Annotated in this window: 9 protein-coding genes; all 9 read left to right on the top strand. The window is 34.0% G+C overall.

Annotated features, from left to right (window positions below; all coding sequences use genetic code 11):
- The first annotated feature begins 26 nt into the window (after nt 1–26).
- Nucleotides 27–15,914, top strand: a complete 15,888-nt coding sequence (locus AC4BC3_RS08735; RefSeq protein ID WP_490466292.1) for an amino acid adenylation domain-containing protein — start codon at nt 27–29, stop codon at nt 15,912–15,914.
- Nucleotides 15,915–16,310: an aspartate 1-decarboxylase gene (gene panD, locus AC4BC3_RS08730; RefSeq protein WP_206909918.1), complete on the top strand. Its 396-nt coding sequence runs from the start codon at nt 15,915–15,917 to the stop codon at nt 16,308–16,310.
- A gap of 2 nt (nt 16,311–16,312) precedes the next feature.
- Entirely contained in the window at nt 16,313–17,224 is a 912-nt protein-coding gene (gene yqeK / locus AC4BC3_RS08725) for a bis(5'-nucleosyl)-tetraphosphatase (symmetrical) YqeK (RefSeq protein ID WP_490466291.1), read from the top strand.
- Between the two features lie 63 nt (nt 17,225–17,287).
- Nucleotides 17,288–19,714: a non-ribosomal peptide synthetase family protein gene (locus AC4BC3_RS08720; protein WP_490466290.1), complete on the top strand. Its 2,427-nt coding sequence runs from the start codon at nt 17,288–17,290 to the stop codon at nt 19,712–19,714.
- Nucleotides 19,711–20,367, top strand: coding sequence for a 4'-phosphopantetheinyl transferase family protein (locus AC4BC3_RS08715; RefSeq protein WP_206909915.1), 657 nt, complete (start codon nt 19,711–19,713; stop codon nt 20,365–20,367). The genes AC4BC3_RS08720 and AC4BC3_RS08715 overlap by 4 nt, the downstream gene beginning before the upstream one ends.
- Before the next feature lie 121 nt (nt 20,368–20,488).
- Complete coding sequence (locus tag AC4BC3_RS08710; protein ID WP_206909914.1) at nt 20,489–20,863, top strand: DUF956 family protein; 375 nt, start codon at nt 20,489–20,491, stop codon at nt 20,861–20,863.
- A 130-nt stretch (nt 20,864–20,993) separates the two neighbouring features.
- Nucleotides 20,994–21,239: a GlsB/YeaQ/YmgE family stress response membrane protein gene (locus AC4BC3_RS08705; RefSeq protein ID WP_490466289.1), complete on the top strand. Its 246-nt coding sequence runs from the start codon at nt 20,994–20,996 to the stop codon at nt 21,237–21,239.
- Nucleotides 21,240–21,434: 195 nt separating this feature from the next.
- A complete protein-coding gene (locus AC4BC3_RS08700) occupies nt 21,435–22,499 on the top strand; it encodes a M24 family metallopeptidase (RefSeq protein ID WP_206911030.1) in 1,065 nt (354 codons plus the stop codon).
- Nucleotides 22,500–22,656: 157 nt separating this feature from the next.
- Nucleotides 22,657–23,214, top strand: coding sequence for an elongation factor P (gene efp / locus AC4BC3_RS08695; RefSeq protein WP_206911031.1), 558 nt, complete (start codon nt 22,657–22,659; stop codon nt 23,212–23,214).
- Nucleotide 23,215 lies beyond the last annotated feature (1 nt).

The following is a 23,215-nucleotide window of genomic DNA, read 5'->3' as shown; positions in this document are numbered from 1 at the left end:
ATTTTTTTTAGGGAGGTAGCGTTATTATGACTGATAATTTAGTCAAAATGTTTGAAAAACAAGTTGTAAAAAGTCCCAATGCCATAGCTGTTGAATTTAAGGATGAGTCATTGAGTTATCAAGAGTTAAATGAAAAAGCGAATACTGTAGCCCATTACTTAGTAACTGAAGAAAAAATCAAAGTCGGCGACATTATTCCTTTATTGTTGGAACGAAACGAGAAAATCGTTATTGCTATGCTCGCAGTTTTGAAAGCGGGTGCAGCGTATACTGGCTTATCCAAGCAATATCCAGAAACACGAATTGATTTTGTACGAAAACAAACAAAGGCAAAACTGCTTATTGACGACGAATTTATGAGCCAAAAATTTGAATACCATCCAACTAATCTAGACATCACAATACCTGAAAACGAACGAGCATACTTGGTGTATACTTCTGGAACGACGGGAAATCCAAAAGGGGTAGTTCATACACATAAAAGTGTGTTAAATCATATTAGGGCATACACTGAATTTTTAGCTATAGATACAGTTGCTCCACTTAATATGCTGTTTTTGGTTAACTATGTTTTTTCAGTTGCAACAACACAAATCTATACAGCCCTATTTAACGGACACAAACTAATTATCTCTGAACCAGATTGTCTAGAAGATATTAATAAATTTTCACAATATATTGACGAAAAAAGAATCAATTATTTTCAAAGCACGCCGTCACTTGCAGACAGTTTAGATTTTTCAAAGTTATCTCATTTAAAAACTGTCGCTGTGGCAGGAGAAAAATTGTCACCAAATCTTGTCAAAAATGCGAAAACAAACAATGTGAAACTTATTAATGTATATGGACAATCAGAATTTCATTCTGTAACTGCAAAAGTTATTAATTCACTAAAAGATATCAATAACATTGGTTCTACGTTAACTAATATGACTACTTATGTATTAGATGATTCATTTCATGAAGTAGAGATCGGTGAAATCGGTGAAATTTGTGTGGTAGGAGATCAATTAGCCAAAGGATATTTAAACTTAGATGAAGAAACCAAAAAACATTTTGTAACAAATCCGTTTGGTAAAGGAAAATTATGTAAAACTGGTGATTTAGTGAAAAGATTGCCTGATAATGAGTATGAATTTGTAGGGAGAAATGATTTCCAATTAAACATTAATGGGATTAGAACTGAGCCAGGGGAAATCGAGGCTCAGATCAACAAAGTAGAAGGTATCAGCAATTCGGTAGTAATAGGTTATAAGGACCAGTTTATCCTTGCTTATTATGTAAGTGACCATCGAATCGATGAACAGCAAATAAAAAAAGTCGTTAATATGGGTGTACCTGAGTATATGCAACCCCATATGTACATTTGGCTTGAGAAGCTACCTTTGAACGACAATGGAAAATTAGATAGAAAAAAATTACCAGAAGTAAATCTTGGCAGAAAAAAATTTGTAGCACCTGCCAGTTACGATGAAAAAATACTAGTGGATCTAATTGAAAAATTATTGAAAATAGAAAAAGTGAGTGTACGAGATAACTTTTTCGAGCTTGGTGGCACTTCATTGCAAGCAATCAAATTATCGAATCAGGTAATGGAAAAAACCAATAAAAAAATAACTACAAAATTGATTTTGAGTACTGAAAGCATCCAAGAATTAGCAGCTATTATGAGTAATGAAAAGTCAGTGAAAGAATTGCCACTCGTAGCCATAAATGTGACAGAAACTTTGATGAGCCCCGCGCAAAGAAGAATGTTTGTATTTTATCAACTAGATAAAATACAAACGAAATATAATGAACAAACGATTCTAGATTTTGACGGGCATGTAGACGTTGACAGATTAAAGAAAGCGTTTTCTTTGGTTGTGAGCAAACATGAAACATTAAGAACACGTTTTTTCACAAAAGATGGAAAATATATGCAGGAGATAATGCCTGAAGGAATAGTAGATTTTAAGCTCATACCTTTTACCTCACATTTCGAGTCGTTAGTCACACCTTTTGATTTAGAAAAAGGTCATACGATGCGCATCCGCTTGCTAAGAGGAGACAGTCATGATTCTTTATTTATAGATAAGCATCACATTATTACTGACGGAACTAGTGAAGACATTTTTTATAGCGAATTATCAAAAGCTTATGAAAATAAACATCTTTCAACTCCTGCATACCATTATAAAGATTACAGCAATTGGTTTAATCAACTAGAGGTTTCTGATGAAGCTAAGTGGTGGAAAAATTATTTAGATGGGTATCAAAGATTAGAGTTGGCAACCGATTATCATTATCAAAAAGATTTGTTATCCGTTGGGCAAACAGAATTGTTTGTTTTTGATGAAATATTATTGCGTGAATTAAGAACATTTTCGAAAGAGAATAAAGTGAGTGAATATGTTGTTCTATTTTCGACGATTAGTTATTTACTATCTAAAATCTACTATTCAAATGACTTTGTCCTCGGCACAGTTGCTAATGGTAGAGTGCATGAGAAAACTGAACAAATGTTAGGGATGTTTGTTAATACGCTACCAATCAGAGTAACAATCGATCAGAATCAAAGTACAGTTGAATTTCTAAAAAGAATGAATGAAAATATTCTATCTGCAGTTTCAAATCAAAACTATCAGTTTGAACAAATTGCAAAGGATCTAAATGTAGCAACTGATGGAAGAAATCCATTTTTTGATTGTATGTATGTTTATCAACAAAGAAATTCTCAAGAGTATTTCGCTGGTGAAGCCAAAAGAAATGAGTATAAAACTTCAGCGTCAAAATTTCATTTGACGTTTGAAGTAGAAGATCATGACTCAACGATGTCTTTATACCTGAATTATGACACTTCTCTTTTCAAAAAAACCACAATTGCTAAATTAGGTAAGCAATTTTTCAGATTATTAGGATCGTACTTGCATTCTGAAAATAAACGGTTAAAAGATTTGTCTCTTGTTTCCAAAGAAGAGCAAGAAAAACTAATTCAACATACCCAATTTTCGTCTAAACCAAATGTCATTCATTTGATAGAAGAACAAGTCGACATCCATCCGGAAAGCATTGCACTGCAGTTTGAGAACAAATCATTGACCTATCTAGAATTAGATAATGAAGTGAACCGAGTAGCGAACTACTTGCTCAGTGAGTATCACGTCTGTTCGGAACAAAAAATTCCTTTATTGCTTCAACGATCTGAAAAAATGATTATTGCTATTTTAGCTGTTTTAAAAACAGGAGCTGCTTATGTTCCAATTAGTCCAAAATATCCACAGGAGCGTATTGATTACATTGTGGAAACCTGTAAATCAAGCTTCATCATTGATGATCAATTTATGCATCAAGACTTTCCTAATAATACAGCTCGTCCAAATCAAAGCATAAATGCAAATGATTTAGCTTATATCATTTTTACCTCTGGAACTACTGGAAAGCCTAAAGGCGTAATGGTCGAACATGGGAATTTAAGTAATTTTGTGGTAGAAGTTCCAAAAATGGAACATTCAGGAATGAAAACAGGGAGGATTAATGGCGCCTTCTTTGAATATGTGTTTGATGCATCTATCCATGATTTGATACGTCCATTTACGATGGGCGAAAGTGTCGTGATGCTTGATACAGATCTAATTTATGATATTGATCGTTTTATTAAAACCTTAAATCATTATCATGTAGAGGCAATCGGTATGACACCATCGTTAGCTGGAAAGATCGATCTTAATTTAGTTCCAAGTATGAAAGTTATTCATTGTGGTGGTGAGTCCATTACCTTAGAGGTGATTGAAAAATATGCCAAAACAGGCATACAAATAAATAATTGTTATGGGCCAACGGAAACGACTGTTCTAAGTTTTGTAAATAATGATACGAAGAACCTTTCTATTGGGAAGCCGATTGGTGGAGTAAAACCTTATGTATTAGATGATGATCAAAACTTACTTCCGGCAGGAGCTGTAGGTAATCTCTATATAGGGGGGAATCAAGTAACTAGAGGCTACCTTAATCAATTAGAAGAAACAAGCCAACGGTATATCATGAACCCTTTTGGAACAGGAATTTTATATAACACTGGAGATCTTGTTCGTCAATTGGAAGATGGATCGTATCAATACTACGGTCGAAAAGACCAACAAATCAAGATTCGGGGATTCAGAATTGAGTTGCCAGAAATTGAAAAACAATTAAAGACGATTAAAAAGATCAAGCAAGTTGCAATAGTAGTCAACAAAGAAAATTTGATTGCTTACTATACTGCCGATGAAGTATTGGACACCATGCGATTGAGAAGAAAAGTTAGTCAAAAGCTTCCAGATTATATGGTTCCAGTAGCGTATATCCGAATTTCTGATCTACCTTTAACCATTAATGGAAAAATAGACATTAGCAAGCTACCAGCGCCACAGTTCGAAGAAGAATATGTTGAACCAAATACAGATAGAGAAGTGGAAATTGCTCAAGCATTTTGTGAAGTGTTAGCTATACCAAGAGCTTCGGTATGCACCGACTTTTTCAGAATGGGCGGAAATTCTATTGCGGCTATTTCATTAGCAAATCTAATTGATTTACCTGTAAAAGAAATCTTTGAGCATAAGACGATTCGCAACCTTGCGAAGCTAACAGTTAAAAACTTAAAAATTGAGAAACAAGATTTTCCTAATGAAGAAGCGCAAGAGTTATCTTATGCTCAGGAACGACTTTTTTATATCGATCAGTTAGAAGAAGGAACACAAGCTTATAATATACCAATAGTTACTACTTTAAATCCAAAGATCAATTTACAAAAGCTAGAATCAGCTATTCAAGAAGTAGTTCAACGTCATGAAATCTTGAGAACAGTGATTGTTGATTTCCATCAAAAAGTGCTTCACACGGAAGTTGAAATTACGCACCAACCGATTAAAAATAAGGAATATTTTGCTTATAAGTTTGACTTGACTCGAGAAATACCAATACGAGTGAATATATATCAGAATGTCTTGACCTTTAATATTCATCATATTGCTTTTGATGGCTGGTCTACAAATTTGTTATTAGATGAGATAGCTAAGTTATATCGTGGTGAAAAACTACCAGAAATGAACTTACAATACAAAGATTTCGCAAATTGGCAAAGGAAAGTACAAACGAACGATGCATTAAAAGAGCAAAAAGAGTATTGGGTCAAGCAGTTGGCAGACTATGAAGAATTAGATTTCCCTACAGATTTTTCTCGACCTCGAGAATTTGACTATCGAGGAAAAGAATACACATATATGTTGAATGAGGAACTAATTATTAAACTAAAAGAGCTCGCCCAAAGAGAAAATACAAGTTTATTTTCTGTCACTTTAAGTGCATTTATGATCTTGCTCTCAATTTATAGTAATCAAAAAAATGTAGTCGTTGGCACGCCAATTGCTAACCGCCATATCAAAGGAACAGAAGATTTGATTGGCTTTTTCGTGAATACATTAGCTTTGAATGCAAAGGTAGATCCTGAATTGAAAATTAATGAGTTCATTCACTTGAATAGCGAACAAGTAATTAGTGCACAAAAATATCAAGATCTACCATTTGAAAGTATAGTAAATGAGCTGAATATTACAGCAGATTTATCAAAAAATCCAATTTTTCAAATTATGTTTGGTTTTCAAGATGTCTCTGATGTATTGTCCTATAAAGATGTGTATCGTGAAATCAATGAAGCATTAGATTTGGATAGTACTAAATTTGATTTTTCAATGATGCATAGAGATAACGCAATCGATTTTACGTATGCTACAAGTTTATTTAAACAAGAAACAATTGCAGATATTGCCAAAACGTATGAACGAATTCTACAAGAAATCGTTGATGAGCCTGACCAATTAATTGCTGAACTTACGTTAACGGAAAATAGTGCGAAAAAAGTGGAAAAAGAATATCCACATAAGTTGATTCACCAGTTATTTGAAAAGCAGGTGGAAACAAATTCAAATGGCCTAGCAATTGTATATAAAGATAAACAATTAACTTATGCGGAGCTTAATCGAAACGCCAATCAATTTGCGCATACATTGATTGAGAAGCATGGAATAAAACCAGAAACTTGTATACCGATCCTGATGGAACGATCTGAAAAGTATGTGATTGCCATACTAGGTATTTTAAAAGCAGGTGCTTGTTATGTGCCATTAAGCACAGAATATCCTCAAGAACGGATCGATTATATTGTTGAAAAAACAAATGCACCATTGATCATCACAGATGAATTTACAGTTTCTTCTCATAATGTGGAAAATCCAGATCTTCAGTTAACGAATAGGAGCCTTGCTTACATCATATTTACTTCTGGTACAACAGGGCTTCCTAAAGGCGTAATGATCGAGCATCGAAATGTCATCAATACTATTTGTAATCAGATCGAATTATACGAAATTACGAAAGAAACGAAAGCTGTCCATTTTTCAAATTTTGTGTTTGATGCATCTGTCTTTGAATTGTTTTACACATTATTAGCCGGAGCTACAACTTATCTACTGGATCAAGAAATTAGAACCGATTATCAAAATCTGAAAAATTTTGTCACTGTAAATGAAATTGACTTAGCTACATTACCACCTGCTATCTTAAATGGAGAGGATCTATTAGACCTAAAAACATTGATTGTTGCAGGCGAAACGACACCAAAAGAAATCTATGAAGCTTATGATAAAAATGGGACAACAATAGTCAATGCTTACGGACCAACTGAAACAACCATCTGTGCAACGATAAAATTCTATGAGCAAGGGATGGATAATCGAAATATTGGGCAATCTTTAAAAAATGTTACCGCATGGGTACTTGATGAAAACTTAAGACAACTTCCATATAATGCTATAGGAGAACTTTATATTGGAGGAGATGGTTTAGCGAGAGGTTATTTTAAGGACGATGAAAGAACAAAGCAAGCTTTTATTTTACATCCAGAAAAAGGAAAACTATACAAGACTGGAGATCTAGTCAAACAGCTACCAACTGGAGACTTTGTTTATATTGGACGAAATGATTTTCAAGTTAAATTACGTGGTTATCGAATTGAGTTGCAAGAGATAGAGTCTCGTATGTTAGAAATAGCATCTGTTAAACAATGTGTAGCCGTTGTTAAAGAATCTAATATCATCGTTTATTATACGGGCGAATTTGCTTCTTCCTTAGAAAATGTTTTACCAGACTATATGGTGCCAAATAAATATATAAAATTAGAAACGATTCCATTAACTATCAATGGAAAAGTAGATACAAAGCAATTACCTGATCCTATTTTTGATCAACAAGAATTTGTTTCTCCTAAAACTCCAAGAGAAATTGAAATAGCTAATGCCGTTTGTGAGTTATTGAATAGAGAAAAAGTTTCTATCAGGGATGATTTTTATAAACTAGGTGGTAATTCAATCCTAGCGTTGAAATTATCAAATAAAATAAATCTACAAGTCAAACAAATCCTACAAGCAAAAACTATTTTTTCAATGGCAAAAATGGAACCAAGAAAAAAACAACTTCAGAATTATCAGGTAAAAGCAACAGAAAAAATTGAATTATCTTTTGCACAAGAACGATTGTGGTTTATCGATCAATTTGAAGAAGGTAGTAGTGCTTACAATGTTCCTATTATCTTAACTTTAAGACCACATGTATCAAGGAAGAAAATAGAAGAGGTTCTGATAAAGATAGTTGAAAGACATGAAGTGTTACGCACTTTGATTATTGATGGCTATCAAGTGATCCAACCAGAAAAGCTTAAAATCTTACATCAAAAAATTGATGCCAAAGAGTTTGTGGAACAACGATTCGACTTAGAAAAAGAAATACCAATAAGAGTAAATATTTACCATGATCAGCTGATGATTAGTATCCATCATATTGCTTTTGATGGTTGGTCTACAGAAATCTTATTAAAAGAGTTAAATGATTTATATCATGACAATGAATTACCCTCATTACAAAATCAATATAAGGATTATGCTCATTGGCAAAGAGAGAATTTAACAGAGAAACAACTAGATAAACAAAAGGAATACTGGAAGGAATATTTGTCATCCTATGAGCCATTGAATTTACCAGCTGACTTTAAACGACCAAAAGAATTCTCATATAAAGGGGCGGATGTCAAAACTGTATTCAAGGCAGAATGGCAAAACTCGCTAGAAGATATAGCTAAAAAATATGGAGTAAGTCTTTATACAGTTATGTTGACTTTATTGGATATTGTACTTTCTCAATATAGTTATCAACAAGAAGTAGTCGTAGGAACTCCTTTTGCTAATCGACACATCGAAGGTACTGAAGATTTGATTGGTTTCTTCATCAACACATTACCTATCAGGACAAAAATGACAAATGATCTTAGTCTAAGTGAACTATTTTTACAAAATAACGAAGCAGTCGTGGAGCTTCAAAATAATCAAGATATTCCTTTTGAACAGATTGTAAAAATGTTGAATGTTGCACAAGATACTTCGAGAAATCCGATTTTTCAAGTTCTATTTAGTGTCCAAAATTTTGCTCCAGTTAACTTAATAAAAAATGATTTGTTTATGAATTGTAATGAAGGATTAAAGATAGAAACTGCCAAATATGATTTGTCTGTGTTAGTAGAAAATGGGTTTATCAACTTTAATTATTGCACAGATATCTATTGTGAAGATACGATCCAATCTATGCTTGATAGTTATATCGCTTTGATTGAACAAGTAATCGAAAATGACATCGTAAAAGTAGCGACTATAACTTTACCAGAAAAAACTTCACTAGGAGTGAAAAAAGAGTATCCTCAAAAGACTGTTGTTGATCTTTTTGCCGATCAAGTTATCAGAACACCAAAAGCAATTGCAATTGAATATCAAGATAAAAAGATTACTTATGAAGAGTTCGATTTATTGACGAATCAATTCGCAAATTATTTATTGGATAATGGGGTCAAGCGTGGGGATAAGGTACCACTAATTCTAGAGCGGAATGAAAAAATGGCAATTGCTATTTGGGGAGTATTAAAGGCGGGCTGTGCTTATGTCCCAATTTCTCCTGAATTTCCTGAAGAAAGAAAAAACTATATTCTTAAACAATTAAATTGTAAATTAGTGGTAACTCAGTCGTTTGCGGGCTTTTTTGCTGGGAATCAATCTTCGATAAAAATGAGGCCAACACTCAATGAGTTAGCTTATATCATTTTCACCTCAGGAACGACAGGTAAACCGAAAGGCGTAATGATTGAACATGCAGGATTGAGTAACCGAATTCAATGGATGAATGAAACTTATCCAATCGATAAAGAAGATAAGATTTATCAAAAGACGAATTATGTTTTTGACGTATCTGTTTGGGAACAAATTTGGGCAGTTTTGACAGGTGCAAGAATTGTTTTTGCAAAAGAAAATGGACATAAGGATCCACTGTATCTTGCAAATGAGATTAAAAGCAAACAGATTACTGTCGTTCACTTTGTTCCTAGTATGCTGGATGCTTTCTTAGATACTGTAGAAACTTACAGTGTTGTGCCTGATCAAGTTGATATGTCTTCACTAAAATATGTTTTTTGCTCTGGTGAGGCGTTAAGTTTAGCAAGTGTTCAGCGATTTAAAAAAATGATTCCAAACGCAAATTTATACAACTTATATGGGCCGACAGAAGCAAGTATTGACGTCACAGCCTATGATTGTAATCCTGTCAATATCAATAAGATTCTTATAGGAGAACCTGTAGCTAATACAAATTGTTACGTGCTAGGAATAAATAATCAACTATTGCCAGCAGGTGCAATTGGTGAATTAGCTATTGGTGGTGTTCAATTAGCACGAGGTTATTTAAATCAAGCAGAACTAACGAATGAGAAATTCTTCGACCATCCAAAAGTTGGAAGGATTTATCGCACAGGTGATCTTGTCCGAGTTAATAATCAAGGAGAAATCGATTATTTAGGTCGAAATGATTTTCAGGTAAAAATTCATGGTTTGAGAATCGAACTTAGTGAAATAGAGAAACAACTGACAGAAATAGATGGTATCCAACAAGCAATCGTAGTAAATAAAACGGATCAGTTGATTGCTTATTATTTGAGTCCAAAAGAACTTTCACCAGACTTTTTGAAAGAAGCGCTGAAGGCAAAACTTCCTGATTACATGGTTCCTAAAATCTATACACACATGAAAAAATTTCCTTTAACGATCAACGGAAAACTAGATCGTAGCTCTTTGCCAACTTCGAATGTAGCTCTTGAAGATTTTGTAGGTCCTAGAAATGAAACTGAGTTAGAAATACAATCGATTTTTTCTGAATTATTAGGTCGCGAGCAAGTAAAAATTAGTATATTAGATAATTTCTTCAATTTAGGTGGTGATTCAATCAAAGCCATTCAATTGAGCAATCGTCTAAAACAAAAATTAGATAAAACAATTTCAATTAAACAGATTTTTGACGCTAAAACAATTAAAGGAATCGCCCTACTGATTGATGAAGCTGACGAGGTTCAAATCAGAGCTGAAGAAGGAGAGCTAACAGGGGAAGTCAAATTACTTCCTATCCAAAAATGGTTCTTTGAAGAATATCACTCCTCTCACTTTAATCAGGCGTTTGCTCTTCAATTACCAGAAAATGTAGTTCTTGATAAATTGAAAAGTGCGCTTGTTAAATTGGTAAATTATCATGATGCATTGCGCTTAACGTTCAAAGATGGTATTCAGCTATATGATTCACCTATTTCAACGGTGGATGTTTCATTTGTGAACAGTACGGATGAACTTAATAGAATTCAGCAAAGTTTTCAACTAGATGGGAAGTTGTATCGTTTTGCAATAAAAGAAAAGAGCTTGATCATTATTTGTCATCATCTAGTGATCGATAGTGTTTCTTGGCAAATCATTGCCTCTGATTTAAAAGAACTTTACGAAGGGAAAAGTTTGATAAAGAAACAGACCAGCTATCGCCAATGGACCGAAGTAGTTAGTTCGATGGCGTCAGAAAAAGATACTGCTGAAGTGGATGACTTTTCTGTTGAAACATATAGATGTGGAGATAAATACCACAGCATGAAACTAACTATTGAAGCTAGTGAGACGAAAAAGCTGCTAAACGAGGTAAATCAAGTTTTCAATACGAATATGAATGATCTTTTATTGACGGTTTTGGCTCGAACGTTAAAAAACGTAAATCAAAAAGATTGCATGAGTGTAAAAGTAGAATCTCATGGGCGTGAAGAGATAATGAACGATTTGAATATTCAAAGAACAGTAGGTTGGTTCACTACAATATATCCACAAGTGATTTCTGTTGATCTGCTTAAAACAAAAACATTTGGACGTAAAATAAAAGATCATGGTGTAAGTTATGTAGCAAGCAGAGGGATTCATTCAAAAGATCTTCCGTCGATCATGTTTAATTATCTAGGACAAATTGATACAGGGGAAAATAAGGATTGGTCCATTATTCCCGCTGAATTAGGGAAGCTTACAGATGTAGCTTTCAATGATGTTCTAACGGTCAATAGTGCAATCTCTCAAGAAAAATTGACATTAGAATTTAGCGGATTTATTACTGGATTAACTGAGATTATTTCCGATTATGAAAAAGAACTTAAGAAGCTCATTTCTGAACTTGAACAAATCGGTCGAACCTATTTGACTGTTGAAGATATTCAAGAGGTTACTACTCAACAAAATCTGGATAAACTGCAAGCTACACAGGAGCTAGAGACAGTTTTAGCTGCTAATTCCTTACAAAAAGGTTTTGTCTATCAAAGTTTAAACAACTTAACGAAAGATGATGCCTATATATGTTCGTTTATTTTCGAATATGAACAGGAAATCGATGTGGCTAATTACAAGAAAGCTTGGTCTTATGCACAAAAAAAATATCCTAGTTTGCGTCTATCGTTAAATGCGGAATATGGTGAGATTTTACAAGTTATTGCCAAACAAGGTCAACTTGATTTTGACTATCTGGAAAACGAAACAGTTGAAGACGTGGTTAGAAAAGAAAGAGAGATTCCTTTTTCTTTACAAGAAGGTAATCTTTTTAGGATTAGGTTAATAAAAATGAATCCGACACATTATGTCTGTGTTTTAACGAATCATCATGCGATACTTGATGGTTGGTCCAACCCAGTATTGTTAAATGAGGTTCATACGATCTATCATGCTTTAACTAAGAGACAGCCCATCCATATCATAGAAGACAAAGCTTACATTGAAGCACAATCTTATTTAGTGGATCATAACAATGAAGATAAAGCCTATTGGGAAAAATATCTTAACGAAGTGTTACATCCAGACCTTTCTGGCATATTTAAAGAGGGCATGCGAGAAACGAAACTTGAAACATTCAATCGGATTGAGAAACCAAAGGACAAGGTATTCAAATTATCGAAAAATGAACAAGAAAATCTACATGATTTTTTAACGAACCATGAAATAACAACTAATATCATGATGCAATATGTCTGGCATAAGGTATTAAGCATTTATGGTGGAATAAAAGAAACGACTGTTGGTGTAGTGAATGCAGGAAGAAACTTACCGATAGCTGGTGTTGAAAATAGCGTAGGTCTTTATATCCAAACCTTGCCTATCCAATTTAAACATTCTGAAGAAAACATTATCAAGGAATTACACCAACTTCAGGATATCAATAATGAAGGGATGACAAATGGGCATGTCAATCTCTCTGAATTACAAAAAAATGGCGATCGATTGTTTGACACACTCTTTATTTATGAAAATTATCCAGTGCCAAAAGATAATGGCAAGGATGATCGCCTTCGTATTACAAAGACAAATGGTGTGGAAAAACTAGACTACCCATTAACGATTGTTGTTTATGAGACAGAAAAGGAACTGAATTTCCGTATAAAATATGCAGCCGAATTATTTACTGATCATACGATCGACCGGCTGTTTCAACTGATGCATTATTTGATTGAGCAAATTATGGAGGGATCAGAACATTTTAACTATGTTAAAAAAGCACCAGAATTTGGTTTTGCTGAATATCCACAAAAAACAATCGTTGAAGTTTTTGAAAGACAAGTTCTAAAAACACCAAAAAATATAGCAATCAACTTTAATCAGCGTAGTTACTTATTTGACGAAATAAATAAGCAGGCTAACCGTTTAGCGCACACACTAATTAAAAGGTATGACGTCAAAGTTGGTGACAAGATTCCATTGTTGTTGCCTAAGTCAGAAAAGATAATTATTGCGATGCTAGGCATTTTGAAAGCAGGCGCGGTCTATGTGCCAATGTCCACGTCCTATCCAAGTGAACGAATTGCTTATATTCAAAGGCAAGTCGAGGCAAAATTGACAATTACTGAAGAATTCATGCAACAAGAGTTCTCTTTAATTGATAGCAATCCTAATGTAGAGATTCTGCCACAAGATTTGGCCTATATTATTTTTACTTCAGGAACAACTGGAAAACCAAAAGGTGTAATGGTCGAACATCGTAATTTTATTTGCTATTTGGCTAACATGATTGCTTCGATAGAAAGAAATGGAACGACTGATATTGAATTTGGTTGCATCGCTGAGCCTGTGTTCGACATTTTTGGAACAGAAGTCTTTGGTCAAATTTTGCGAGGAAAATCAGTTCATTTATTTACGGGACAGCCAGAAGATTTCCTTACGTTTATGAAGCATAATCGAGTCACGACATTACAATCTACACCAGGAAAAATTAGCTATTTGTTCCAAGAAAATGATGAAGAGATTTTAGAAAGTGCGCTCACGACTATTTTAGTAGGTGGCGAAAAAATGAATGCTTCGTTTGCTGAACGCTTCAAAACAATCACCCTGATTAATATTTATGGGCCAACAGAGGGAACTGTGTGGACGTCAATGAAAAAAGTAGAAGACAACTATTCAAATATAGGTACACCTTTTCCTCAGTATGCACATTATATTTTAGATGAACAATTGAGATTGTTACCAGATGGCGCACCCGGAGAATTATATGTAGGCGGACCACAACTTTCAGCGGGATATTATGGGCAAGAAAGCTTAACAAAAGCTAGCTTTATCGAAAATCCTTATAATGCCTCTGATTCACCAGAATATGCCAGGATCTATAAAACGGGTGATGTCGTTCGAAGATTATTGAATCAAGAATATGAATTAATTGGTCGTAATGATTTCCAAGTGAAGATAAGGGGATTTCGTATAGAACTGGGTGAAATTGAAGCGGCGATGTTAAAAGTCCCAGGTGTTAAGCAGGTACTCGCTTTAGCTTTAGGAAAATCAGATAGTAAATATCTTGGTGTTTATTATCAAGGAGAACAAGAAATCGAACGTAAAACGATTGAAGATGTACTTGCGAAGCATTTGACAGACTACATGATGCCGTCTGGGTATCAATTTGTAAAAGAATTTCCTTTAACGATTAATGGAAAAATAGATCGACACGCCCTACCAGTCATTACCTATGATAATCACGTGAAATTCGTAGCACCAAGAAATCTGGTGGAAGATAGCGTACTAAACATCGTTTGTGAAGTTTTAGAACTTGAAACAAGAAACATTTCAATCTTAGAAAGTTTCTTTAGCATTGGCGGTGATTCAATTAAGGTAATTAAATTGATTAGTTTAATAAAAGCGAAGTTGGGCTATAAACTAACAATCAATCAGGTATTCAAAAACAAAACGATTGAAAAAATTGCACAAATTATTGATCAAAACAGGCACTCTCAGGTATCGAGCGAAGATCATCTGGAAGTAACAAAGCAACACATTGATGATGTCAAAGAGCAAAAATTGTCGTATGCTCAGCAGCTATATCAAAGAGCACCCAAAAATTCTTATAGAAATATCAAAATTAGATTTAAATTGAAAGAAAACATTGTTCCAGCACGAGTAGCAGCAGCCGTAGTGGCAGTAGTTGAGCGACATGAAGTTCTTAGAACCAAAATTTATAAAGACTACCAAGTTGTAGATGAGCAAAAACTAATAGTAACTTCAGATGAAATTGACGTAGAAAGTTACTTTGATCACGAATTTGATTTAAGCCAGGAAATTCCGATCAAAGTAAATATAACAAATGAGGAATTTTGTTGTGTGATTGATCACGTGGCGTTTGATGGCTGGTCTACTTCTCTATTTTTAAAAGAAATTGAAGCATTTTATGACAAAAAAGAATTGGAACAACTGCCTTATCAATACAAGGATTATTCCATTTGTCAGTATAATTTCTTAAATAGTGATCAGAAACAACAACAGCTAGATTATTGGAAAAAAGAATTGGAGGACTTTGAAGGCGTGTATTTATCTGAGAAGGCTACTTCTCCAAAGCGTCAAGTAGCTGGTGCAGATGAGTATTTCTATATTGATGATAAACAATATGAAAAACTTCAACATTTGATTAAAACAAATGATTTAACGATGCACAATATTTTGTTAGGTGTTTTTTACTTAATGTGTGCAAAAGTCACTAAGCAATCAACACTTGCTATTGTCATTCCTACACTCAATCGAAATGTTGCTGGAGTCGATCGTTTGATTGGTTTATTCGTCAATCAGTTGTTGTTGCAAATTCATATAGAAGAGAACGACACATTCATAGAGTTTATAAATAAAATAAATGAAAAAGTTGTCTTAGCACAAAATAATCAGGATATTCCACTTGAACAAATGCTAGAAGAAAACAATATTCAATTAAGTGGAAATACACTATATTTTGGAATCCAAGGATTTAAGGGAGAAGCATTGAGTCATTCTAAATTATTTGAAGGTATAAAAGAAATGAACCAACAAGCCCAAAAAGATGCTTTTAGCGACTTAACACTCTTTGTTTGGGGACAAACATTAGATTTCAATTATGCTAAAGATTTGTTCCAACCCGATCAAATAAAATTATTTATAACTGTTTATCAAAGAATCGTTCACTTAATAATTGAAGAGCCAATGATTCAAATAAAAGATATTTTTCAGGAGGAAAATTAAATGTTAGTTGAAATGTTAAAAGGAAAAATCCATCGAGCTAAAGTCACACAAGCAGAGCTTGATTATGTAGGAAGTATAACGATTGATGAAGCCTTGATGGAAGCCAGTCATATTTTTGAATATGAAAAAGTACAAATTGCAGATGTTGATAATGGTGAAAGATTTGAGACATATGTGATTGCAGGACCAAGAGATTCAGGAATGATTTGTTTGAATGGTGCAGCAGCAAGATGTGTATCTGTAGGAGATAAAATAATCATTATGAGTTACTGTCAGCTAGAAATCAATGAGGCAAAAGAAGCCAAACCATACGTTGTCTTGGTTGATGAAGAGAATAAAATTCAACGGGAAGTTAGATATGAAAAATATGGGTTACTGACTGAGGAGCTAAAATAACTATGAAAGAAAGAAGTTTTTTGAGCCCAGTGACAGAAAACTTTCTCCACGCAATTGGCGTGGGGAAAGTTTCATATGAGTTAGCAAAAAAATATGAAGTGGATGCTAAACGTGCTTTTATCGCAGGTGTTCTCCATGATTTAGGGGGAGCTATTCCTGATAGTGATCGAGTTGAAATAGCCCAGCTTTATCATATTCCGCTTTTTGAAGAAGAAAAAATGGTTCCAATGCTTGTTCATGCAAAACAAGGAGAATTTTTTGCTCGAAATTTATTTCAAATTGAAGATCCAGAAATATTGAATGCCATACTTTACCATACGACTTGTATCGATGAGGCTTCTTCATTAGTAAAAATCGTTTTTATAGCTGACAAAATACATTGGGATCGAAATGGCAAACCACCATATTTGACGGGATTATTAAAAGCACTTGAACAATCATTAGACGAAGGTTGCAAGTACTTTCTAGAATGGCTATGGCAATCAGATTTATATGTGATCCATCCATTTTTGAGAAGAAGCTACGGATATTATATACAGAATCAAACTTTTCCATTTTTAGACCGGAATACACTAACGAATGAAGAAACTGTCGAAATTACACCAGAAATACGAAAAAAATATTTTCTAAATGAAATTATTTGCGAATTTGAAAAGATATTTGACAGGACAAATCATTCTTTAGAGTTAGCCAAAAGTAATAATGTTGATGCAGATGAAGCGTTTATTGCTGCCGCGCTGATGAACGCAAGTAATACGATTTCTGACAGTGAAAAATCGAAAGTGGCTTTTGCGCTACAACTAGATCCTAATGCACCTAATCTAGTAGCACAAATCAATTATTATTTTGCTGAAACAGAATTTGATGTGAAAAATCCACGTATTTTAGAAATGATAATGAATACCGGAAGCTAATCAGGGAAAATCAGCTCCAAAACTATTTTTTGTTAAGATCGAACGAGTAGGAGGAAATAGATGATGGCCGAATCAAAGGATTTTTTAGAACAAATATTTGATTATGCAGATACAATACCCAATCAAATCGCCTTGGTTGATGATGAAAATGAGTTTACTTATCTTGAAATGAAAGAAAAAATAGAAGCGACGATTCGATTACTAAAAGAATATCAACTTGAAGATCAATGTGTCGCACTTCAGGTAACAAGAGGTGTTTACTTTCCGATTATAGTCTTGGCATTAACAAAAATGTCTGTGACTTTTATCCCACAAGATATCACCCAACCTAAAGAACGACTTAATCAAATGATTGAAACAGCGCAAGCAACAGCAATTATTTCTATAAAAAACGGAAACTATCATGTCCAAAAAATTGACCAAAATAAAATAAAAAACACCAATGCTTGGGCAATTTATTTTACGTCTGGTTCTACAGGAATCCCAAAAGCTGTAGAGATTCCTAGAGAAAATGTGATGAATACAGTGATTTGGGAAAAAAATGAATTTGAAATTAGTATAAAGGATAGAGTAGCAGCATATACACCTTATTCATTTGCAATCAGTTATATTGAACTTTTTTCGACACTTTACTCTGGTGCCACACTTTATGTAGTGAATGAGCAGATTCGTCATGATTTAAATATGCTAGAAGCGTACTTAGTCAAACATTCAATTACATTTATGAACACTACAGCAGTGATTGGGGAACAAATAGTTAAGCGCATGACGATTCCTAGCTTAAGAATATTAACTTTTTCAGGTCAAAGATTCCCTAATATCGATTTAAGTAAGGTATCATATAAAATTTTCAATGTTTATGGGAATACTGAATGCGGGGCTGCAACTATTAAAGAAATGAAATCTACGGATAAAAAAATCACGATTGGTAAGCCAGTCTATCGGATGAACGCATTGATATTAGGGGAAAAGAATGAATCCCTTGCTATAGGAGAGGTTGGTGAGCTCTTTATTTATGGTCCACAAGTTGCAAAAGGCTATTATTTTAATCCAGATGCTACTTCAAAAACATTTATAACTGTAGAAAATTCAAATAATGAAAAAGTTAGAGGATACCGTACAGGAGACTTTGCACGAATCTTACCATCAGGTGAAATCGACTATCTTGGTAGACGCGACCGACAATACAAAATAAATGGTGTACGAATTGACTTAGCAGAAATTGAAGAAGCTTTACAAAAGGTTCTTCCTCAGCTCCAACAAAGTTATGTAACCGTCAGAAAGAATCGTATTTACTGTTGGATTACTAGTGAAAAATGTGAGAATGAACAATTGATACTTGAGCAACTGAATCAATATTTATCTGATGTGATGATACCTACTAGATTGATTCAAATAGACTCGTTACCACTTAACGGCAATGGAAAAACAGACGAAAATCAACTTTTTTCTGAGCTATCAGAACGAGTAGACAGGGACATTCAACGTCACATTAGTACGAACCAAGCAACTATCGAAGCATATTTAACAACAGCTTGGGCACAGATTTTAAATATAGACGAAGAAAACATTAGTTTTGAAAGCGACTTTAAAAAATTAGGTGCTAGTTCCTTACAAATCATGGAATTAGGCGTGAAAATTTTACAAGATAGAAATCAAAAAGTGAACTTTGTTGAATTGCATAAACAAAGTAAGCTCAGTGATATGGCTAAATTATTAGTAAAGGAAAATAATTTTCAATCGATTTATACCTTTGTACCTAGAACAGCTGAAATGAAGGATAATCCGGGCCTATTCATTGTTCATTCAGGAAATACAGGTAGTGATGTCTATCGCCCTTTGTTTGAAAAAATTATTGCGCCAGATTTTCCTATCTATGTCATTGAACCTCATAACTTACTTACCTCAGACGAACGAATTGATGGAATTGAAAACATTGCCAAGTACTACAGTGAACTTATTGCAACCTTTATTCCAGAAAAAAAGATCGGTCAGATTAAACTGATGGGATGGAGCTACGGTGGTGTGGTTGCAAGTGAAATTTGTCACCAAATGATGGAAAATAAAAATCATAAAGAAGTTACTGAGTTGATTATTTTAGATTCGCCATTCTATTTAAGCCAAGAAGATATTGATTTGGCACGAACAAGAGAAAAAACTGGCTATTATCGCAAATATTTTGAAGAAACCCACATTTTTAAAAATAAAGATCAAAAAAATATTACAACAGAACGCTTAATTAAAAATAACCATGAGGTGTTTCAAGATTTAGTTCACTATAAACCTAAAGCATTGACAGTGCCAACTATTTTTATACGGAGTATGGTTGAAGAACGTCCTTTAAGTGATGAACAAATCGATCAACTATTTAGTAATAATCGTATCATCGATGTCTTTTCAAGACATGATTATTTATTTGTTGAGGAAGAGACTGCTTCGATCATCAAAAAGCTTCTTCAACTTACTCCCATAGGAGACTCTGAAAAATGAAACGCATATTGATTGCTCCAATTAATACCATGTTGTTTGAAGAAGTAATGACTTTTGTAAGAGTCGTTGCACCTATGCGATATGATTATGTCTGTCATTTTTATAGAAAAGAAGATCAATACCGTTCGGCGTTAGCCTATGTATTACTTTGTTTAGCAAATAAAAAAATAGTAGGTGAAATCAGTAGAGGTGTCAATGGCAAGCCTTATTTGCAAGAGACAGATTGTCAGATTTCAATTTCTCATACAAATGGATTGGTGAGTGTCGGCATTTCAAATGAAAATATCGGCGTCGACTGTGAAATAGAATCGAATATTGACGAGATAATCATAGATGAATCCTTTTCAAAAAAAGAAAAAATTCAAGTTACTAAAGATGATTTTTTAAAAGTGGTTTTTTGGACTGCCAAAGAAGCAATCAGTAAATTATATAACGAAGACTGGTACTCTTCACCGGCAACAGAATTGATTTACAATAATAGTGAACTAAAAGACACAGTTATTCAGGAAGTCTATCTTCATCCATTTGTTTTTCTTAATGGATGTATCTGTACAGCAAGTTTGAGTGCTGAGCAACCAGATTTTCAAGTAATAACAGAAAAAGAACTTATTGAATTTTTTGATAGTTTTAGCGAATTTTTCTCAAAAAATTGACAAGTTTGGTGATTTCATTCTGCGTTGCTTTATTTTTTAGAAATGTCTATAATTATAATGATAGAGAAGAACGCTTTGTTATGATAAAGCAGAGAATAACTTGAATGGAGTAAATATTAGCATGGTACAATCAATCAATACAAAAGTCGATTTAACAGTCAATGCTACTTCTTATTTAGGAATTACCGAATATGGGAAAATCATGATTGGTGACAAAGGGTTTGAATTTTACAATGAAAGAGATGCGCGTAAGTTTGTTCAGATTCCTTGGGAGGAAGTAGATTATGTCATTGCTTCTGTGATGTTCAAAGGAAAATGGATTCCTCGTTTTGCCATTCAAACAAAACGAAATGGAACGTATTCTTTTTCAGCAAAGAAACCAAAAGTTGTTTTGAGAGCCATCCGTAACTACGTAGATCCTGATCATATGGTTAAATCTTTGAGTTTATTGGATGTTGTTAAGAGAGGCGTTAAGAACATTTTTAAACGAAAATAAAAAAACGAGTGATTTTTCTTAACAGAAAAATCACTCGTTTTTTTGCTATCATCTGCACAGTAAAATCCAATCATTTGCTTGTAAGAAAATCAGTATGATAAAATTATTTTGTAAAGAAGGAGGTTAGATTATGGGTTGGTTATGGACATTGATCGTTGGCGCAATCATTGGAGCAATTGCGGGCGCCATCACAAATAGAGGAAATTCAATGGGCTGCATTACAAATATCATCGCAGGATTGATTGGTTCAAGCATTGGTCAAGCGATTTTTGGCAATTGGGGACCAAGCGCTGCGGGTATGGCGATTGTACCTTCAATTTTAGGTGCAGTTATTTTAGTTGCAGTTGTTTCATTTTTCTTTGGAAAAAAAGCATAAGCTTTTAAATAAACAAAGCAAGTAAGTGATTACTTTTTGTTGCAAAAGAATTTGTCTAGCATTTGCTAAGCAAGTTCTTTTTTCTTTTTCTTAGGGAAAGAAAGTTAACAAATTTTTTTCATTCATATTCGTACGAGAAACAATAATAATTTGCTATAATAGAAAAAAGAAAGTAAAGAAAGAAGGATTTTATTGATGATGGTACGTGTTGAAAAACTCCGCAAAAAAATGCAAGCAGAAAATTTAGATTCATTTTTAGTTACAAGTCCCTATAACCTTCGTTACTTGACCAATTTCACAGGCACTACTGGTTTAGCAGTTATCACATTGGACAAAGCGTTCTTTATTACAGATTTTCGTTACACAGAACAAGCTGCTAGCCAAGCACAAGGCTTTGAAATTATAAAAAATGTTGGCCCGATTTTTGATGAAGTGGCTGATTTAGTAAAGAGAGAAAACCTAAATGCTTTAGCGTTTGAAGAAACAACGGTATCTTTCCTAGAATACTCAGTGTTAGAAGAAATTATCAATGCAGAATTGATTCCAGTTAGTGGAATGATTGAAGAATTACGTGAAGTAAAAGATGAAGAAGAAATCTCAATCATTGAAAAAGCATGTAGCATTGCCGATATGGCTTATGATCATATTCTAAAGATGATTCGCCCGGGAATGACTGAAATCGAAGTAGCAAATCAAGTGGATTTCTACATGCGTTCGTTAGGTGCAACAAGTGTTTCTTTTGATACGATTGTTGCTAGTGGTTTGCGCTCAGCTATGCCTCATGGTGTAGCAAGTGACAAAGTAATTGAACAAGGTGACTTGATCACACTAGACTTTGGTTGTTATTATCAAGGGTATGTTTCTGATATGACTCGAACATTTGCCATTGGTGATCCTGGCGAGAAATTAAAAGAAATCTATCAAATCGTACTAGATGCACAGTTAGCAGTCTTAGATGCAGCTAAACCTGGATTAACAGGAATCCAATTAGATGCAGTAGCTCGTGACTACATTACAAAACAAGGATACGGCGAAGCGTTTGGTCATTCAACTGGTCATGGTATCGGGTTAGAAATCCATGAAGGTCCGAATGTTTCTGCTCGGGCAGAAAAACAATTTGTTCCTGGAAATGTCATCACAGATGAACCAGGAATTTACTTACCAGGAATTGGTGGCGTGCGGATTGAAGATGATTTGCTAATCACAAAAGAGGGGAATCGAGTGTTGACTCATTCGCCAAAAGAATTGATTATTCTATAGTTTCACCTGATGTTTAAAAATTTCTTTTCCTGTTTAACGCACCGACTTTTGTTATAGAAAATAGCTAGATTTAGTGATACACTATAGAAGGACTTTTACGCATGTAGAAGATAGCAGAGCTGGGAGTTTTTCTCCGTAAAGAATTAGGAGGCTATTTATGATTTCTGTAAATGATTTCAAAACAGGATTAACAATTGAAGTGGATGGTGGAATTTGGCGGGTAATTGAGTTCCAACATGTCAAACCAGGAAAAGGCGCTGCATTTGTTCGTTCAAAATTAAAAAACTTGCGTACAGGCGGCGTACAGGAAAAAACTTTTCGTGCTGGTGAAAAAGTAGCAAAGGCTCAAATCAGCAATCGAAAAATGCAATATCTTTATGAAAGTGCAGGAAGCCATGTGTTCATGGATTTAGAAACTTATGAACAAATTGAAATTCCTGAAGAACAGATTAAAGATGAATTGAAGTATATTTTGGAAAATATGGAAGTTAACATTATCATGTACGACGCAGAAATTTTAGGTCTTGAGTTACCCAATACAGTTATCCTTGAGGTTGCTGAAACAGATCCAAACATCAAGGGAGACACATCTTCTGGTGGGACGAAACCAGCAATTATGGAAACTGGGTTAACGGTTAATGTACCTTTCTTTGTGAACCAAGGAGATAAACTGATTGTTAATACCGGAGACGGTTCATATGTATCTCGTGCTTAGG

It is taken from the genome of Enterococcus sp. AAFC-DPL-6103 (assembly GCF_058216595.1).
This window is presented reverse-complemented; position numbering and strand designations above follow the sequence as displayed.